The sequence below is a fragment of the Marivirga sp. genome, from assembly GCF_051117495.1.
Lineage (GTDB): Bacteria > Bacteroidota > Bacteroidia > Cytophagales > Cyclobacteriaceae > Marivirga.
Genome location: NZ_JBNPEF010000003.1, coordinates 32,134 through 50,805, shown reverse-complemented (window position 1 = coordinate 50,805; position 18,672 = coordinate 32,134). Strand labels below are relative to the sequence as shown.

14 protein-coding genes are annotated in these 18,672 nt (G+C 35.2%); all 14 read left to right on the top strand.

Features of this window, described 5'->3' with window-relative positions:
* The first annotated feature begins 1 nt into the window (after position 1).
* The 14 genes from ACFE0M_RS01000 (at position 2) to ACFE0M_RS00935 (ending at position 18,647) form a co-directional block, all read left to right on the top strand.
* Positions 2-1,312 carry a DUF2254 domain-containing protein gene (locus ACFE0M_RS01000; protein WP_434543873.1) on the top strand — a complete coding sequence of 437 codons (1,311 nt, stop codon included), beginning with the start codon at positions 2-4 and terminating at the stop codon, positions 1,310-1,312.
* A gap of 88 nt (positions 1,313-1,400) precedes the next feature.
* Positions 1,401-1,664, top strand: coding sequence for a rhodanese-like domain-containing protein (locus ACFE0M_RS00995; protein ID WP_434543872.1), 264 nt, complete (start codon positions 1,401-1,403; stop codon positions 1,662-1,664).
* Positions 1,661-1,975 (top strand): rhodanese-like domain-containing protein, encoded by a 315-nt coding sequence (locus ACFE0M_RS00990; RefSeq protein WP_434543871.1) that lies wholly within the window; start codon positions 1,661-1,663, stop codon positions 1,973-1,975. The genes ACFE0M_RS00995 and ACFE0M_RS00990 overlap by 4 nt, the downstream gene beginning before the upstream one ends.
* The gene (locus ACFE0M_RS00985) at positions 1,972-2,178 is read left to right on the top strand and encodes a hypothetical protein (RefSeq protein WP_434543870.1); all 207 of its coding nucleotides are present in this window, start codon (positions 1,972-1,974) and stop codon (positions 2,176-2,178) included. The genes ACFE0M_RS00990 and ACFE0M_RS00985 overlap by 4 nt, the downstream gene beginning before the upstream one ends.
* Before the next feature lie 98 nt (positions 2,179-2,276).
* Complete coding sequence (locus tag ACFE0M_RS00980; protein WP_434543869.1) at positions 2,277-2,993, top strand: acetolactate decarboxylase; 717 nt, start codon at positions 2,277-2,279, stop codon at positions 2,991-2,993.
* 49 nt (positions 2,994-3,042) lie between these two features.
* Positions 3,043-3,639, top strand: a complete 597-nt coding sequence (locus ACFE0M_RS00975; RefSeq protein WP_434543868.1) for a class I SAM-dependent methyltransferase — start codon at positions 3,043-3,045, stop codon at positions 3,637-3,639.
* Between the two features lie 19 nt (positions 3,640-3,658).
* Positions 3,659-5,032 carry a cytochrome ubiquinol oxidase subunit I gene (locus tag ACFE0M_RS00970; RefSeq protein ID WP_434543867.1) on the top strand — a complete coding sequence of 458 codons (1,374 nt, stop codon included), beginning with the start codon at positions 3,659-3,661 and terminating at the stop codon, positions 5,030-5,032.
* A gap of 18 nt (positions 5,033-5,050) precedes the next feature.
* Positions 5,051-6,088, top strand: coding sequence for a cytochrome d ubiquinol oxidase subunit II (cydB, locus tag ACFE0M_RS00965; protein WP_434543866.1), 1,038 nt, complete (start codon positions 5,051-5,053; stop codon positions 6,086-6,088).
* Positions 6,089-6,192: 104 nt separating this feature from the next.
* Positions 6,193-8,463, top strand: a complete 2,271-nt coding sequence (gene katG, locus ACFE0M_RS00960; RefSeq protein WP_434543865.1) for a catalase/peroxidase HPI — start codon at positions 6,193-6,195, stop codon at positions 8,461-8,463.
* Positions 8,464-8,552: 89 nt separating this feature from the next.
* On the top strand, positions 8,553-9,077 hold the full coding sequence (gene yjjX, locus ACFE0M_RS00955) for an inosine/xanthosine triphosphatase (RefSeq protein ID WP_375578479.1): 525 nt from the start codon (positions 8,553-8,555) through the stop codon (positions 9,075-9,077).
* 50 nt (positions 9,078-9,127) lie between these two features.
* Positions 9,128-10,099: a TlpA family protein disulfide reductase gene (locus tag ACFE0M_RS00950; RefSeq protein ID WP_434543864.1), complete on the top strand. Its 972-nt coding sequence runs from the start codon at positions 9,128-9,130 to the stop codon at positions 10,097-10,099.
* 147 nt (positions 10,100-10,246) lie between these two features.
* Positions 10,247-11,065, top strand: a complete 819-nt coding sequence (locus tag ACFE0M_RS00945) for a sulfite exporter TauE/SafE family protein (RefSeq protein ID WP_434543863.1) — start codon at positions 10,247-10,249, stop codon at positions 11,063-11,065.
* 371 nt (positions 11,066-11,436) lie between these two features.
* A complete protein-coding gene (locus ACFE0M_RS00940) occupies positions 11,437-12,177 on the top strand; it encodes a hypothetical protein (protein WP_434543862.1) in 741 nt (246 codons plus the stop codon).
* Entirely contained in the window at positions 12,174-18,647 is a 6,474-nt protein-coding gene (locus ACFE0M_RS00935) for a LamG-like jellyroll fold domain-containing protein (protein ID WP_434543861.1), read from the top strand. Before ACFE0M_RS00940 ends, ACFE0M_RS00935 begins: the two co-directional genes overlap by 4 nt.
* Positions 18,648-18,672: the final 25 nt, after the last annotated feature.

Below are 18,672 nucleotides of genomic sequence, written 5' to 3'. Positions count from 1 at the left end.
CATGAAGCGTTTACTATATTTTTGGAAAGAGTTAATGGCTACTTTCTGGTTTCTTCCAGTCCTGATAATATGTTTGGCTATCTTGCTGTCTGTAGGGTTGGTATCATTGGATAATTTAATTGCCATACCAAACGAAAGTTGGGTAAGCTTTTTCTTAGTGAATAGTGCTGATTCAGCTCGTAGCATATTAACTACTATATCTGGTGCCATGATAGGTGTTGCAGGTACGGTTTTCTCCATTACTTTGGTGGCGCTTACGCTCGCTTCTTCACAATTTGGACCAAGGCTCATTAAAAATTTTATGTACGTCCGGCTAAATCAAATAGTCTTAGGTTCTTACATTTCAACCTATCTGTACGCCCTTCTTGTTTTAAATTCAATAAAGGATCATAATGGAGAAGCTTTCATTCCCTCTGTATCTATTCTATTAGCAATTTTCGCAACTATAGTTAATATAATTTTATTGATTGTTTTTATTCATAACATAGCTATGAGTATTCAGGCTGATAAAATCATTTCAGATATATCCGAGTTTATTTCTAAGCAAGTGGAATCTTTTTTTCCTGAAAGGCTAGATGAAGTTGAAGATGATGAAAGTTTTGACATATTGAATGCTATTTCGGCCTTTAGAAGAGAATTTTATATAAAAGCTAACAGGGGAGGATATTTAAATTATATCGATAATGAAAGTTTAATCGAAGAAGTTTCTGTTTATGATGCATTGTTCGAATTGAATCACAGACCAGGTAGTTATATTGTCAAAGGACAAACGCTTGGTGTTCTATATTCGAATGAAAACATCCAAGAAGATGAAATTGAAAAAATTATCAATCAGTTTGTATTCGGAAAAACTAAAACACCCCAGCAAAACCTTGAATATTCCGTTCATCAGATGGTGGAAATAGCTTCACGCGCTTTGTCTCCTGGAGTAAATGACCCCTATACCGCTATTACTTGTATCGATAACCTGACCTCTACCATGTCATATTTAGTGCAAGCAAAGTTTCCGTCTAAATATCGCTTTGACCAAGAGGGTAATCTAAGGTTGATTGCGGATACTGTAGATTTTGAGGGTGTATTAGATGCAGCCTTCAATCAAATTAGACAATTTTCTGCTGGCAGTACAGCTGTAATTATCAGATTATTAGAAGCATTAATCACGATATTTGAATTTACTCAGAAGGAAGAGCATAAACAAGCTATTATTAAACATGCAAAAATGGTTTTAGCTGTAGGTGAGCAAAATATTACAGAGAAAAATGATATTAATGACTTAAATGAACGAGCAAAAAAGATTTTGAACATAGAATAGCTTGTTTCACTGAGTATGTAACTTCTGTTACTATCCTATCCACTGAAAGTCCGTTACTTAGCATTGTAATTCAAAAAAGAAGATACAAATGAAAAATTCAAATAAAACAATAATTGACGTAAGGTCAGAAGGAGAATTCGTAATGGGACATGCAGAAGGTGCACTAAACATCCCTTTAAATGAAGTAGAAGCTAGAGCTGATGAAATTGGCAAAATTGATGGCGAAATCATATTGTGTTGTGCTTCAGGTAACAGAAGTGGGATGGCGCAACAAATTTTGGAATCTAAAGGAATTGATTGCCATAATGGAGGTTCTTGGTTTGCAGCAGAAAATTATGCAATGGCCTTATGAGTTTCTTAAGAAAATTATTCGGCTTAGGTCCAGCAGTTGACTTGAAAGCATTAGCAGATGAGGGGGCTATCATTTTAGATGTAAGAACAAAAGGAGAATTTCAAGGAGGGCATATTAAAAATGCTATGAATATTCCTGTTGATAGTATCTCCTCTAATTTATCTAAATTGAAAAATAAAGATAAGCCTATTATAACTTGCTGTGCTTCAGGAATGAGAAGCGGCACAGCCAAGAGTATTTTAAAATCGAAGGGCTATGAAAAAGTGTATAATGGTGGAGCATGGACTTCACTCAACAGAAAAATAGCATGATTAAAACTATTTTACATACTCCCTGGACTTTCATGCGCTGGCTTAGGTTGGCTATAGGGCTATATTTAGTTTTTGTAGGCATCACAGAGTCAGAAATATTCGCAGGAAGTATAGGAGCACTTTTCACCTTTTTAGCTTTGCTTAATCAAGGTTGCGGAGGTGGTAGCTGTGCAAGTGGAAACTGTGATATTCCGAAAAAATAAAAAGTTATGAAAGCCGGTTAATGCCGGCTTTTTTTAATTTTAGTGTTTCAAGTTTAATTTGAATTTAAATTAGAATATAGACTAACCACTAAACTAAAATGCAAAAAATATTCATAATACTTATAGTAGCCCATTTACTTTCCTGTTCACCATCAGAAGAGAAAGAATCCTATTGGCTAAAATATGCCAGGGGTAGAGATATCATGTTGCAAGAGCAAGATTTTTCTGCTAGAGCGGATTTAGACAGCCTTAAGAATATAAAAGGATTAATGGCTTTAGGACCAATTGAAGATCTGAAAGGCGAGATCACAATTTTTGATGGTACGGTTTATACGGGTACTATTGAAAATGATCAAGCGGTTTACAGAAAAGATTCTGTAGTGAAAGCGGTTTTTTTAGCTTATGGAAGTGCTGATGTATATAGCGCTGTGCAAGTTGAAGAATCACTGAAAGGGCTTAAAAAGATTGAAGATTTCATTCGTAAAAAAGCAATTGAAAATGGTTTAGATCATGAAAAGTCTTTTCCTTTTTATATGGAAGCTCAGGTTGAAGATTTAGATTATCATATCATGTTTAAAGAAGGGGAAGGTATGCACGGTCACCAAGCTCATCAAAAAGCCAAAAGAAAATTTAAGCTCAATAATGCAAATGTGAAAATTGTGGGGGTTTGGGCTAATAGTCAAGAAGATGGGATTTATACCCACAATGGCAGTCGAATTCATCTTCATTTTATAAATGAGGAAACCTTAGCTTCAGGTCATATTGATGATGTTCAGCTATTAGTGGGGAGTAAACTTTTTTTACCTCAAAATTAATTAAATAATGAAGACTAGCTTCTTAAAGCTAGTTTCTAAAATCTAAGAAATGAAAGAATTTTGGAATGAACGATATGCGCAACAGGAATTTATTTATGGTACTGAACCGAATGAATTTTTGCGAGAAATTTTAACACTCTTACCCATTGGAAGAATTATCTTACCCTGCGATGGAGAGGGTAGAAATGCAGTTTTTGCAGCCAAACTAGGCTGGGAAGTTAATGCATTTGATTTTAGCCCTTCAGCTAAAGAAAAAGCAAGCAATCTTGCCAAACAAGAAAAGGTAAATCCTGTTTTTGAGGTAGCTGATATTGTTGAAAAAGAATTTAAAGTCAATACCGCTGATGTCGTGGCTTTGATTTATGCCCATTTTCCTGAAGGTTTAAGAAAAATTGCACATCAGAAGGCTATCAAATGGTTAAAGCCAGGCGGAAAATTGGTATTGGAAGCCTTTAATCCTAACCAATTAGAAAATTCTTCGGGTGGGCCAAAAAATATTGAAATGCTTTATACGGAGGAAATGCTTCGTGAAGATTTTAAAGAATTGAAAATTGAAAACCTGCAACTACTGGAAACTAACCTATCAGAAGGAGAATTTCACAAAGGGAAAGCAGATATTATAAGACTTATTGCATCAAAAGAATAATTAAAATAAACTATCACTTATGGAAACCGAAATACTAGCACGCGTTCAATTTGCCTTTACGGTTGCTTTCCATTACATCTATCCACCTCTGAGTATTGGTCTCGGGGTTATTTTGGTGATTATGGAAGGGATGTACCTGAAAACCAAAAACGAAATCTATCATAAAATGACCCGCTTTTGGGTCAAGATTTTCGCACTGATTTTTGGAATAGGAGTGGCCACCGGAATTGTAATGGAGTTTGAGTTTGGCATTAACTGGGCAACCTATTCCCGCTATGTTGGGGATATTTTCGGCTCAGCTCTGGCGGCAGAAGGATTATTTGCTTTTGCTTTGGAATCCGGATTTTTAGGTGTCTTGCTTTTTGGCTGGAACAGGGTTAAGCCAGTTGTTCATTTTATTTCAACTATAGGAGTTGCTCTTGGCTCCATGTTTTCGGCCGTTTGGATAGTGGTGGCTAATAGCTGGCAGCAAACCCCGGCAGGTTATAAAATTGTGGGAGAAGGCTTAAATCAAAAAGCCGAGATCACTGATTTCTGGGCTATGGTTTTCAACCCATCTTCTATGGACAGGCTTTCGCATGTGATAATAGGAGCTTTTTTGGCTGGCGCCTTTCTGGTGCTTTCAGTCAATGCTTATTACATCTTGAAAGGTAAATTTCTGGAAATTGCCAAGCCTGCATTTAAAATTGCTTTAATAGTGGCCATACTTTCTTCTTTGCTCCAATTGGTTACCGGACATAATTCTGCTGAAGGTGTGGCTGTAAATCAACCAGCTAAATTGGCTGCTTTCGAAGGGCATTATCCTGAAAATGAAGTCGCAGATTTATATCTTTTTGGTTGGGTGGATCACAAGAGTAAAGAAGTGGTGGGCTTGAAAATTCCAAAGGGATTAACTTTTTTAATTCATCAAGATTTTACTACTCCCGTGAAAGGATTAGATGCTTTTCCAGAGGATGAAATTCCTACTCAGGTGAATGCAGTTTTTCAGTTTTACCACATTATGGTCGCAATTGGAATGTTGCTTATAGCGCTAAGTCTCTATGCAGGATTTTTATGGTGGAGAGGAAAGCTTTTCGATAAAAGATGGTTGATGTGGGTTTTTGTATGGGCGGTTTTCTTACCTCAAATCGCCAATCAAGTAGGATGGTTTGCAGCGGAAATGGGAAGGCAACCTTGGGTAGTTTATGGTTTACTTAAAACCTCTGATGCATTGTCAAAGGCTGTTACGGCTAATCAGATTTGGTTCTCGCTTATTTTATTCTTCTTCGTTTATCTATTGTTGTTCTTATTGTTTATTTATTTACTAAACAAAAAAATCCAGCATGGTCCTTATGATGAAAAAATGGAGGATCAAAGACCACAGCAATCATCTAGCGTACCTGATTTTAACTAAAAAACTAAACTATAAATTATGGAAACTTTCATCGGAATAGAATATAATACTTGGTGGTTTTTATTATTGGGGGCTGTGGTAACAGGATATGCCATATTAGATGGATTTGATATGGGTGTTGGGGCTATCCACCTTTTTTTGGGTAAAAAAGAAAATAGGAAAATTGCTTTAAATGCTATAGGCCCAGTATGGGATGGAAATGAAGTATGGTTAGTAATTACGGGTGGAGTGCTTTTTGCAGCTTTTCCGCCAGTTTATGCCACGCTTTTTTCAGGTTTATATATTCCTTTAATGCTCTTTTTGGTCATGATTATTTTCAGGGCTATTTCCATTGAGTTTAGAGGCAAAGAAGAAATGAATTGGTGGAGACAAACCTGGGATATTGCTTTCTCAGCTTCCAGTATCATTATGGCGGTAGCTTTGGGAATGGTTTTAGGTAATGTTTTGCAAGGCTTACCTATAGATGAAACAGGAGAATATACCCACAGCACTGACTTTAATTTTATCAATCCATTTTCTTTATTAACGGGTGTAACTGCCTTAGCACTTTTTATGCTGCACGGGGCTTTATATCTGGGTATGAAGACAGAGGGGAAACTATATCAGCAATTAACTAAAATCATCAAAAACAGCACCGTCTTTTTTATTTTATCAGCGCTTTTATTGAGTTTTTATACCTTGTTATATGTGCCTCATTTAACTGATAAAATCAAAGCACAGGAATGGATGTTTTTTCTCCCTGTAATTTTGGTATTATTGATGGCCAATATTCCGCGTCAAGTCAGTAAGCAGAATTACGGCTACGCTTTTATTTCATCAACAGGAGTTATTTCGGCTTTGTTGGTAATAGGGGCGGTTGGCCTTTATCCAACTATGCTTCATTCTACTATTGATCCTGAGTATAGCTTAACCCTTTTTAATGCATCAGCTTCAGAAAAATCATTGGGTTATATGCTAACCATAGCTATGATAGCCGTGCCTTTAGTAGCCATCTATACAGGTTTCGTTTTCTGGACTTTCAGAGGTAAGGTGAAGATTGATGAGAATAGTTATTGATTTTATCTATATCTAAATTTATAAAATCGACATAATCAAATGTTAGAACAAGTAATTATTCTGCTATTTTTGCTTTAAGATTTAATTTTTTAAACGCTAGATATATGAAAAGACTAAGTAGAATATTAATGATTTTCGCTATTGGCCTAATTTTTACGGCCTGCGGAAAGGATGAAACAAAAACAGCTGAGACTGATGGTTATTCCGGAGCTACTAAAAAAAGTAGATCAGCTATGAAAGCAAGCCAGTTAAATGACTGGTGGCCTAACAGATTAGACTTGAGTATTTTAAGACAGAATTCCGATATGTCAACTCCTATGCAAGAGGATTTTGACTATAAGGAAGCATTTGCTAGTCTTGATTACTATGCATTGAAAGAGGACATTGCTAAAACTTTAAAAGACTCAAAAGATTGGTGGCCTGCTGATTATGGGCATTATGGACCTTTTATGATTCGAATGGCTTGGCACAGTGCAGGAACTTATAGAACCGGAGATGGTAGAGGAGGTTCTCGCTCTGGTCAGCAGAGATTTGCGCCTATCAATAGCTGGCCAGATAATGCGAATTTGGACAAAGCCAGAAGACTATTGTGGCCAATTAAACAAAAATATGGTAACAAAATTTCTTGGGCTGATTTGATGATTTTAACAGGAAATGTGGCTCTAGAAGATATGGGATTTAAAACCATCGGATTTGCGGGGGGTAGAGAAGATGTATATGAGCCTGAAATGGATGTTTATTGGGGTTCTGAGGAAAAGTGGTTAAGTGATGAAAAGCGTTATTCTGGAGATAGAGATTTAGAGGATCCTTTGGCAGCGGTTCAAATGGGATTAATTTATGTGAACCCTGAAGGTCCTAATGGAAATCCTGACCCAATAGCAGCAGCTCATGATATTAGAGAGACTTTTGGTAGAATGGGTATGAATGACGAAGAAACCGTGGCTTTGATAGCGGGTGGACATACGCTAGGAAAAGCTCATGGTGCAGGTCCGGCTGATAATGTAGGGAAAGCACCTGCAGCAGCAGATATGGAAGAGCAAGGCTTTGGATGGAAAAGCGCTTACAAATCAGGTAAAGGGAAAGATGCGATCACTTCTGGCTTAGAAGTTACATGGACGGATACTCCAGCAAAATGGAGCCACGGTTATTTAATGAGTTTATTTGAAAATGAGTGGGAATTAACCAAAAGTCCTGCAGGAGCTCATCAGTGGGTGGCTAAAGATCCGAAAGTAATGGTGCCAGATGCTTTTGATTCCACTAAAAAGCATAAACCAACCATGTTTACCACTGATTTATCGTTGAGAGAGGATCCTGAGTATGCTAAAATCTCTCGCAAGTTTTTAGAGAATCCTGCCTTATTCAATGATGCATTTGCAAAAGCTTGGTTTAAATTAACGCACAGAGATATGGGGCCTAATACCACTTATTTAGGACCCGAATATCCAAAAGAAGATTTCATTTGGCAAGATCCAATTCCTGCAGTTGATCATCCTTTAGTAAATGCTAATGATATAGCTAAGCTTAAAACTCAAATTTTGAATTCAGATTTAAGTATCAGTGAGGTAGTTTCAACTGCTTGGGCTTCGGCATCAACCTATAGAAATTCTGATAGAAGAGGTGGAGCCAATGGGGCACATATTCAGTTAGCTCCAATGAAAGATTGGGAAGTAAACAACCCAGCTCAATTGCAAAAAGTGTTGAAAACTTACCAAGATATTCAAGCAGATTTTCATAAATCATCAGGTAGTAGAAAAATTTCCATGGCGGATATGATTGTTTTAGGTGGCGCTGCCGGAGTGGAGCAAGCTGCAAAAAATGCTGGATATGATATAAAAGTTCCATTTACTCCTGGTCGTATGGATGCTAAGCAAGAGCAAGTAGATATTGAATCTATGAACTTATTAGAGCCAATGGCAGATGGATTTAGAAATTATTTGAAGACCAGATATTCTGTTTCTACTGAAGAATTATTGATCGATAAAGCTCAATTATTGACTTTAACACCACCAGAAATGACCGTTTTAATTGGAGGAATGAGAGCTTTAGGAGCTAATTATGATGGATCTAAACACGGTATTTTTTCTAATAAGAAAGAACAATTAACCAATGATTTCTTTGTGAATTTATTAGATATGAGTACCGAATGGGAAGCCACAGATGATACCAAAGAGCAATTCATTGGCAAAGATAGAAGTTCAGGCGAGCAAAAATATACAGCTACTAGAGCAGATTTAGTATTTGGTTCTCATTCCGAATTAAGAGCTTTAGCAGAAGTGTATGCACAAACAGATTCTAAAGAAATGTTCGTGAATGATTTTGTAGCGGCTTGGGATAAAGTGATGAAGTTGGACAGGTTTGATTTAATATATCAATAACAGATCAATATAAATTTCAAATTGAAAAGCCAGGCTAAAAAGTCTGGCTTTTCTTATATTCGGCCAATATTGTTAATTCAAAAATTACTATGTTTCAAAAAATAATCATAGCCTCTAAAAACCCAGTTAAAATTGAAGCTACTCAGGCAGGATTTCACAGAATGTTTAAAAATGAAAGCTTCGTTTTTGAAGGCATTTCAGTCCCTTCTGAGGTAAGAGATCAACCGATGTCGAACAAAGAAACTTTAGACGGAGCTCGAAACCGAGCAAAGAATGCAAAAGATCAGTTTCCAAATGCTGAATATTGGGTTGGTATTGAAGGCGGAATCCATGATGATGTTTTCGGCATGCAGGCTTTTGCTTGGATAGTCATCCTTTCAAATGAAAAATTAAGCCAAGCACAAACAGCAATATTTTACCTTCCTGAACCTATAGCTAATATGGTGAGGGGAGGAGTAGAGCTCGGGGCAGCAGATGATCAGTATTTCGGACGGTCAAACTCTAAGCAAAAAGATGGAGCAGTTGGTATTTTAACCAAAGGAGAAATTGACAGAAAGGCTTATTATGAACATGCTATGGTTATGGCTTTGATTCCTTTTAGGAAGGAAAATTAACTCGTTAGTTGCATTTTTTAAATTGCTTATATATTTTGCCAGAAAAAACTATGAAGATTTATTCAACCTTATTTTTACTATTATTTTTTGTTTTTGCGGCATTCTCTCAAAAGTCAGTGAACCTTACTATTAAAAGCAATAAGGAAATTCCTAAGGGCTACTATTTAAATGTTCAGAGCAAAAATTATGGTTTTAATCCTGATAAAAAAACCCATGAATTAGAATTAACTGTTAATAATCCTGAATTTGGTTTTTTGATTTCTCCAAAAGGAAAGTTATTTCCTTTTTGGTATGAGGAAGGAAAAGTAGATGTGCTTTTTGAACAAGGTCTATTCAAAAAAAAGATAATAGTTAATGGCTCGGAAAGTCATGTGGTTTTTGAGAATTTACAAGATGCATCTGATTTTGAAGAATTTATGGAGGTTTTTAATTCAAATAGAAATTCTATTGTCCCTATAAGATATATTGATAGATACTTTAATTTTATAGGTTTTTCTGATGAAGAATTTCTGGAAATTTATAATTTGATTTCAGATGATAATTTATCATTAATCCCTGAATTTCAAGCCTACATTAATTCGATTGGTAAGAATAAATTAGAAAAGAATAAAGCTTTTATAGATTTTGTAGGTTATGATAAAGATGGAAATGCTTTTAATACTGCTGATTTTAGAGGTCAATATTTATTAATTGATATAGCGGCAACTTGGTGCGGACCATGTTGGAAAGCACTACCGCATATTGTTGAGAGTTTGAAGGATTATCAAAATATCCAATTCATTACTTTAAATGAAGATAATAACATAGACAAATGGTATTCTATGGCCGCCAATAAACAATTAGAGATCAATTGGCCAGTATTGTGGGAAGTGGAATCTGGTAAGTCAGAACTCTTAAATCAATATGAAGTTATTTCCTACCCCAATTACATATTGGTAAATCCAGAGGGTATAGTGGTTGACAGATGGACATTTTCTGGTGAGAAGTATTTCAATTCTAAATTGAAGAAACATTTAAATTAAATTCTCACAATTAAAGCCTTTTTCTGTTTGCATGCGTATTAAATAGCAAAACATAACATTTATTATACTTCTCAATTTTTGCAGTAACATTTGTTACGCCTTAAGCATTTTTAACCCTCTACTTTTGTCAAAAAATTGATTTATATTATGACATTGATAGAGATAATAGGATTTATAAGCGCAGCCATTATTGGTATTTCTTTGGGATTGATCGGAGGAGGAGGTTCTATACTGACCGTTCCCGTTCTAGTATATTTGTTAGGAGTTAATCCAGTAACGGCTACGGCTTATTCACTTTTTATAGTCGGCTTTAGTTCTCTTTTAGGAGGAGTAAATTATGCTCGAAAAGGATTAGTTAATTACAAAACGGGTATTGTTTTTACCATTCCAGCCTTCATTTCGGTTTACCTAACTCGATTACTTTTAGTTCCCGCTTTGCCTGACACCTTTTTTACCATCAATGGATTTGAGTTTACCAAATCTATTGGAATCATGGTTTTATTCGCCCTTTTAATGATAGCGGCTTCTTACTCCATGATTAAAGATAGAAAAGAACTGAAAAAAGAATTAAAAGATGTAGATGCCCCTAAAAAGTTTAATTATCCATTAATTATTATTGAAGGGGTAGTAGTAGGTGCTTTAACCGGATTAGTAGGCGCAGGAGGTGGATTTCTAATTATTCCTGCCTTGGTTATTTTGGCCAAATTACCGATGAAAGAAGCGGTAGGTACGTCACTTTTAATTATTGCGGCTAAATCTTTGATAGGCTTCATAGGTGACATCCAATCCGGTGGCGACATTGATTGGGCATTTTTAGGAGTTTTCACGGTCATTGCAGCATCGGGAATCTATATAGGTTCTTTTCTTTCCACTAAAGTGGACGGTCAAAAACTGAAAAAAGGATTTGGCTGGTTTGTATTGATCATGGGGTCATTCATGATTTATAAAGAATTATTTATGCAATAAGCTGACATTGATTTTAAAACCATATTTAATTTGCTAAAAACACTAATTCGATCTTCATAGCTCAGGATTATATTAAAAAAAGAAGATTGTCCGAAATCTCAAGAGGACAGTTTGAAGGAAAAGTACCGATAATTCGGCACATACTGGATAAATTAAGACATTTATATAATTAAGTCTTAATTTTCCGGTATGATGTCAGTTCTATTAAAATCCATAATGATTCCCACTTCATAGTACGATATTTTTACATTTTAATTTTATTGAAAATTTTCATATAGTATCTAAAAAAAATCATAAAAAACTATTTTATAATTAATTTTTATATAACTTGATGTCTATAAATCATTGATAGCCATTTACTTCTAACAACATTGAAAAAATTAATTATTGTTATAACCCTTTTTTTTCTTTTAGATACTCAAGCATTTTCCCAAGATATTGAAATTGTTAATATCCATTTAAATAACGGTTTGGTTGAAGTCCAATATAATTTAAAAGACGAGAGAATTGACCGCAGATACTCTATCAACCTATATAATTCTAAAGATAATTTTATACAACCTATGGAATTTGTTTCTGGTGATGTAGGGATAAATATAGCGGTAGGAGAAAAGAAAAAACTCATTTGGGATGCTAAAAAGGAGTTAGGAGATGATTTTACTGGAAAGTTGTCCGTAGAGCTAAAAGGTGACTATTATATTCCTTTTGTCAATATTGAGGGTATAACAAATTCCAGTGAATTCAAACGAGGAAGCAAACAGGACTTCGTTTGGTCTGGAGGCCGTGGGGACAACGTGCTTAAGTTTGAGCTTTATCGTGATGAAAATTTGGTGACAGCATTTAAAGAAAGACCTAATACCGGTGAAACGGAAATTCATTTTCCTTCAAACATTCCTCCTGGGACCAATTATAGAATCAAGATAAGTGATATAAACAATAGGGACGAAATTGTTTTTACGGAATACTTTACGATAAAAAGAAAATATCCGCTAAGCTATCAGATAATAGCCGGTACATTAGCTGTTGCAGGTATCGTTATACTAATTGACGCTTTAATCCCCGAACCTGAATTCGAAATAGGTACTGCACCAGACCCAAATCAAACAAGATGAAAAAACTTTCTTATAGCTTATTGCTTACCATCTGTATAGTATTTATTCTAAAGGTTCAAATTAATGCTCAAAATATAGTAGCTGATTTTCCTTTTAATGGTAATACGCTAGATGAAAGTGGTAGTGAAAATCATGGAACGCTTAATGGCGCTACCTTGACCAGGGATAGGTTTGGAAATGAAGAAAGTGCCTATTTTTTTGATGGAATAGATGACTATATAGATGTTGGTAAAGATAGCACGCTCAATTTGAAAGATGGCTTTAGTATTAGCTTTTGGTTTAAAGCTATTGGCACTGGCTTTTATCAATCTTTGGTGAGTCGAGGATGGCAATTCGCTGGAGATTATTCAGTAGAACTTCAATATAATAATGCCGAACAATACTATGAATTGGTAACATATCTTGAAGGGAGTGCTAATCTGGTATCTCAGGTTGTAAATAGAGAATGGAATCATTATGCAGTTACCTTTAAGAAGGGAGAAAATGGTCTTAGGATTTATTTGAATGGTGAATTGATTTCTTCTAGCACCATTAATAGTGATCTCACTGAGGTATCTGACTATAATTTTAGAATTGGAAATTCAGAAGATGGCGGTTTTCATTTTAAGGGAGCAATTGACGATGTAAAGGTTTATGATTATGAAATATCTCAAGAAAATGTTTCAGAGCTTGCTGCTAATGAAGCGGTTCAAGTCGGTGCGCTCAGTTCTGGATATGGCGCTGCCTTATCCTTTGATGGCGAGAAAAGTTTCATTGCAATCGATCCAAATGTTTCGATCGGATTGAAAGATTTTACTTTTGAGACGCAAATCAAAATAGGCTCTACAAATCCAAATTCTACCGTAATATGGAATTATGGTGTGGGAAACGATAGATTTATTTCATTGGGTCTGGTTGCACAGAGATTAAAATTTAGAATGCAAGGTAATGATGAATCAGGGGTTTATGGTACAACAACCTTAGATGCACCTACAGATTTCCCTTTAAATAAATGGACGCATCTAGTGCTGACCTTTAATGAGGCAAATAAAGAAGTGAAAGTTTATGTTGATGGTACGCTTGTCATTGATGAGGTAATTACACGCTCTCAAGAATCAATTAATATTGTATCTCAGTGGCATGTGCTAGGATATGATCGAGCTAGCAGATCAACTTTATTAAATGCCGAATACGATGAAACCCGGCTATGGAATATTGTAAGAACCCAAAATGAAATATCAGCCTATGAAAATGTCGTAATAAAGGAATATACTCCAGGATTAATTTATGTTTTTAATTATAATGAAGGGATTCCAAATGGAGATAATCGTGGTCTAGAAAAGATAAAAGATGTGATCAATGGTTATCAGGCTGATTTGCTAAGTTTCAATTTAGTAGGAGATTTTTCTAATTTCATCAATACCAACCTTGGACGCGGAACACCGGTAATTAGCAGAATTAGCAAGAAATCCTCTATTGCAGCCGAGCAACTGACTATTTATGGGACTGGATTTTTGGAAGGAAGAAGCTCTAATGAAGTTCTTTTGGGCGGTAATCGTTTAAAAGTTTTAGAAGCTACTTCAAAAAGAATTTTAGTAGAGCTCCCAGAGAAGTTTTCAAAATTTGGGGAACAGAAATTGAGTGTAGAGAATTTACGGGGATTTTCATGGCCTGTTAATTTTGGAACGCTTTATTCTGATAGCAGCTATACCTATGTTTATGAGCCTAGGCAAATTGCTGGAGGCATGATCGGGTCTTTATCAGCATCAGTAGCTGATTTTAATGGAGATGGGAACTTAGATATCATAACGGGCGCTTCTGATCTGTACATGATAAAAAATCAGGGAAATGGTATTTTCGACAACAAGATAGTATTAAAAAGTAATTGCAATTGTAATGATTACAAATCCGTGGATTTAGACAATGATGGAGATATTGATATCGTATATAAAAACAATATTGGGCAGATTAGATGGCTTGAGAATATAGATTTTACAGCAAGTTTTGTTGATCATAATATTGATTTGGCTGATAATGGATTTGGAAGTAAAAAAATTGAGGTAGCTGATATCGATAATGATGGTTATTATGATATAATAGAGGCAAATTTTGATCTTAATGATTTAGGTTCCTTGAATTGGTATCGAAACAATGGGTCTCAATTATTTGATGCTAAGTTTACTTTAGCCTCGAATGTAAATGCAACAGGTGTTGGTTCATTTGACATCGATAATGATGGAGATTTTGATATTATAGCTTCTTTTGGCCTAGAGCTTTTTGCTTTTTTTAATACACAAAATGGTAATGTCTTTGTTAAAAAGAAAATTGGAGAAACTAATCCAAGAACCGAAAATGTAAATTTCAACTTTGCTGATATCAATACTGATAATTTTTACGAGATTGTAGTAACCAATTTTGAAAATCAATTTTTAATAAATAATCTAGCAAACGGGGATACAACTTTTACTAGGGTTAATTTACCTGGTTACAAATTCAATAGCATACCTGCTGATGCTGATGGAGATGGAGACACAGATTTTTTTGTTGGGGCGACATTATTTAAAAGTAACAGTCTTTTATTAAATGATGGTTCTGGCTCCTTCTCTGAAATTCAGTTGGCAGAAGCAAAAATAAATGGTAAAATCACTGTAATTCCAGGTGATTTTGATGCTGATGGCGATATCGATGCTGTTTCTATTTCTGAAGGCGATGGGGTTTTAAGATTTTTTGAGCATGTTAATAGTGGAAATGACATAACAGATTTCAGCATTTCAGAACAAGTGGATTCCTTGTCACCGATATTCGACTATGCAAATAATAAAATTGATTTGGTCGTTCCCAATGAGCTTACAGATTTTAATTTAATACCAATATTTAAGACATCTTTTAGATCAAAAATAAAAATAAATGACACTGAGCAAATATCAGGTGTCACGGTAGTTAATATGTCAAATTCTACCTTATATGAGGTTGTCTCTGAAAACAACGTATCAAAAATGTGGACGGTGAAGCTGAATCCCTTACCAGGAGTTCCAACAATAACTGAAGTGGATGACATAACCCAAACGGAAGCCGAAGCGGAGTGGACAGAAACAACTTTTACTGATTACTATATTTTGCAGATAAGCGATGATGAATTTGATTCCTATACAGAAATTCAATCTAACGATACAGAATTAATACTTGATTTAGAACCTGGAACCAATTATGCTTTACGGATTAAAGCGGTTAATGCTTTTGGCGAATCAAGTTTTTCTGAGATAGAGGACTTTAGTACAATTCCTTCCAATCCCCAGATCGGTTCATTCTCAGATTTTACACCTGTTAGTGCCTTGGTAAATTGGCAAGCAGTTGAAGGAGCAGATTCTTATTTGATTGATGTAGCGAAAGATTCTTCTTTTAATGATTTGGTTGGCGGATACAGTGGCAGGCAGGTAAATACTCTAGAAGAAAACATCATTAATTTACAGGCTGCAAATACCTACTATGTTCGACTGCGAGCGGTTAATGAAAGTGGTATATCGGGTTATTCCAATGTGAAAAATTTTACCACTTTGCCTGCAATACCTGTTTTTTCTTCTCTTGAAATCACAAATGAATTTGTGTTGATTAATTTTGAGGAAGCAAATAATATCCAAGAGTATGAGTTTTGGAGAGCTTCTGAAGTAGATACAATGGTTATGAGAATTCAAAAAAGTACAATTAAAGAATTTATCAATGATCAGGTAGATCCGGGTAGCCACTATAGATACCGACTAAGAGCATTCAATGTCACAGGAAACAGCCCTTTCTCATCTCCAGTTGCAGTATTAACAAGACCAGAGTCACCTATCTTGTTTGAGGAGTCCGCTACTAATATAATGGCTAGTAGTTTAAAATTGAGTTGGGAAAGCATGAAGGGTACAAATAATTACAGAGCCGATATTTCAGTAGCTCCAGCTTTTAATACGAAAGTGAATGGATACGATAATGCAATTATTAATAACGGCCAGCTTATTACTGGTCTCGAATCCGGTACTGTTTATTATGCTAGATTGAGATCTGAAAATTCTTCAGGTCTGTCTCGATATTCGGAAGTGCTGAAATTTACTACAGCACCCTCGAGCCCAGTCTTGGAAGCTCAGGCTATTAGTCCTAGTGAGATTAGCATTTCTTGGAATTTAGTAGAGTCTGCTACAGCATACCAATTTAAGGTATTTAGTGAAGCGGATACTTTGAGTTTCAGTGTAGGCGGTAACACAGGTAGTAAAATGGTTAATGACCTCCTACCGGGCAATGAATATAGTTTTGAGGTGCAAGCCGTAATTGAATCGGATTTATATTCGGAGCCTTCAAATAAAGTAACATTGAAGACATTGCCATCAGCTCCCGCTCTTCAAGAAGTAAGTGATGTTTCAAATAATACAGCATCACTTAGTTGGAATGATGTAGAGGGAGTTGATTTTTATGAGATTGATATAAGCACGGATGAATTCTTCACCAATTATGTTGCCGGCTATCAGAAAAGGAGATTGAGCTCATCTAATGAAACTGTTTTTAATTTAGTTTCTGGCTTATCTTATTATGCGCGGGTTCGTGCCGTAAATAATTCAGGATCGTCTGGTTTTTCTCAAACAATAAAGTTTGCTACACTACCTCCGGCACCAAACGTTCGTGATGCCTCCTCAGTCACTACTACTTCTTTCAGAGCCAATTGGGATGTAGTAGAAGGAGATTTACTGCGTTATTATATCGAAGTTGCTGAAGATGAAAATTTTAAAAATCTTGTTTTTTCTGATACGCTCAATTCAGCAGTTAGTGTTGAACTTAGCCAACTTAAGGAGGGCTTCTCACATTGGTATAGAGTGAAAGCAATTAATTTAGCGGGTAGTTCCGCCTTTTCTGAGGTGATTGCCGTTGAACAAGCACTTTTAATCAAAGATTTAAGCTTTGAAACTGAAGTTTCTCAAGCTGATGTCAGTGTTATTCCTGTAAGCTTCAAAGTAACTGGAGGAACGAATCAACACAGCCTTCAATTTAATTATAAAGGAATTCTTTCATCACAATATAAAACCAATACACTTGAAAAGCTCAATGAAAATAATATTTATGAAATTGAAATTCCTGCAAATTTTCTAGATGAGATTGGGTTAGAATTTGAGATTGAGGTTAGTGATGGAGAAAATGAGAAAAAGATCTCTGATAATTTTATTTATTGGTCTGATATTGAGCCTATTATTCCCTTCCAAACGGTATCAAATAAATGGCAATTGTTTTCCATTCCTTATCTACTTGAAGATAATTTAATTGAAACCATATTTGATGAAATGGGGCCTTTCCGCTATATAAACCAATGGAGATTGATGCATTATGATGGTGCAAAGTATGTAGATGCTGGCGCTGGAATCTCTAGAATTGAGTTGGCAAAAGGCTATTGGTTTAATACTATTCCAGAAATTGAAATTAATGTGGGTACAGGAACTGTTAATACAAGTTCTCCCTATACTTTAGAAATAAAGGAAGGCTGGAATCAGATTGGTAATCCATTTAATGTACCGATTAGCTGGAACAGTGTGATTCAATCCAACAATCTAAGCGGGTCGGTGCAACAAGTACTATTATTTAATACCAATACTCAAAATTTTGTTGTTGGCGATATTATTAATCCATACGAAGGAGGCTTTGTATGGGCAAATAGTTCAGTCTCTGTTGACATTCATATTATTGAAAATAGAGACAATAATAGAGTATTAACAAGTGATGATATTATAAATTCCAATATTGACTTAAATAATTGGAATTTAAGTCTAAAACTACAAATCAGGGACGAACTTGTTGATATTGCAACTGTCGGTATGCATGAAAACGCATCTGATGATAAGGACAGTTTTGATCAATTGGTTGTACCGAGATTTGTTACGTTTACTGAAATGTTCACCACTCATACAAATTTTAGATACCCTTATTTCTCAAAAGACATCCGAAAAGTGAAATCTGATGAAAGCTGGTTTTTTAATTTAGAGAGTAATCAATTATCTGGTTTTCAAAATATTAGCTGGGATAATACTCAATTGAGCTCAGCTACCAAACAGCTCTGGTTGATTGATGAACAAAATGGTATTTTGATTAATATGAATGAAATCAACAGTTATCAATTTAAACTGACAGGTGATCATAGTTTTTCTATTCATTTAACAAAGGATATTTATTCACTACCGGCACCCTTTAAACTTTCAGTAGGTAAAATATACCCAAATCCGGCTAAAGATTTAATTACTTTTAATTTATCCTTACCTGAATCAAAAGAAAATTATGATATAAACATCCAAATATATTCTATGAGAGGTGAAAAAATCAAGATGTTTACTCCTGTTGAAAAATATGCCGGAATTATAAAAGTCGCATTACCGATTGATGATTTGGAGATTGAGTCCGGCACCTATATTGTGAAAATAGAGGTACAGGGTGACTCTAAAGTTAGAAATATTCAAAAAATAATAATCCAAAGATAAGCATGAAGATTTCAATTTATATTTA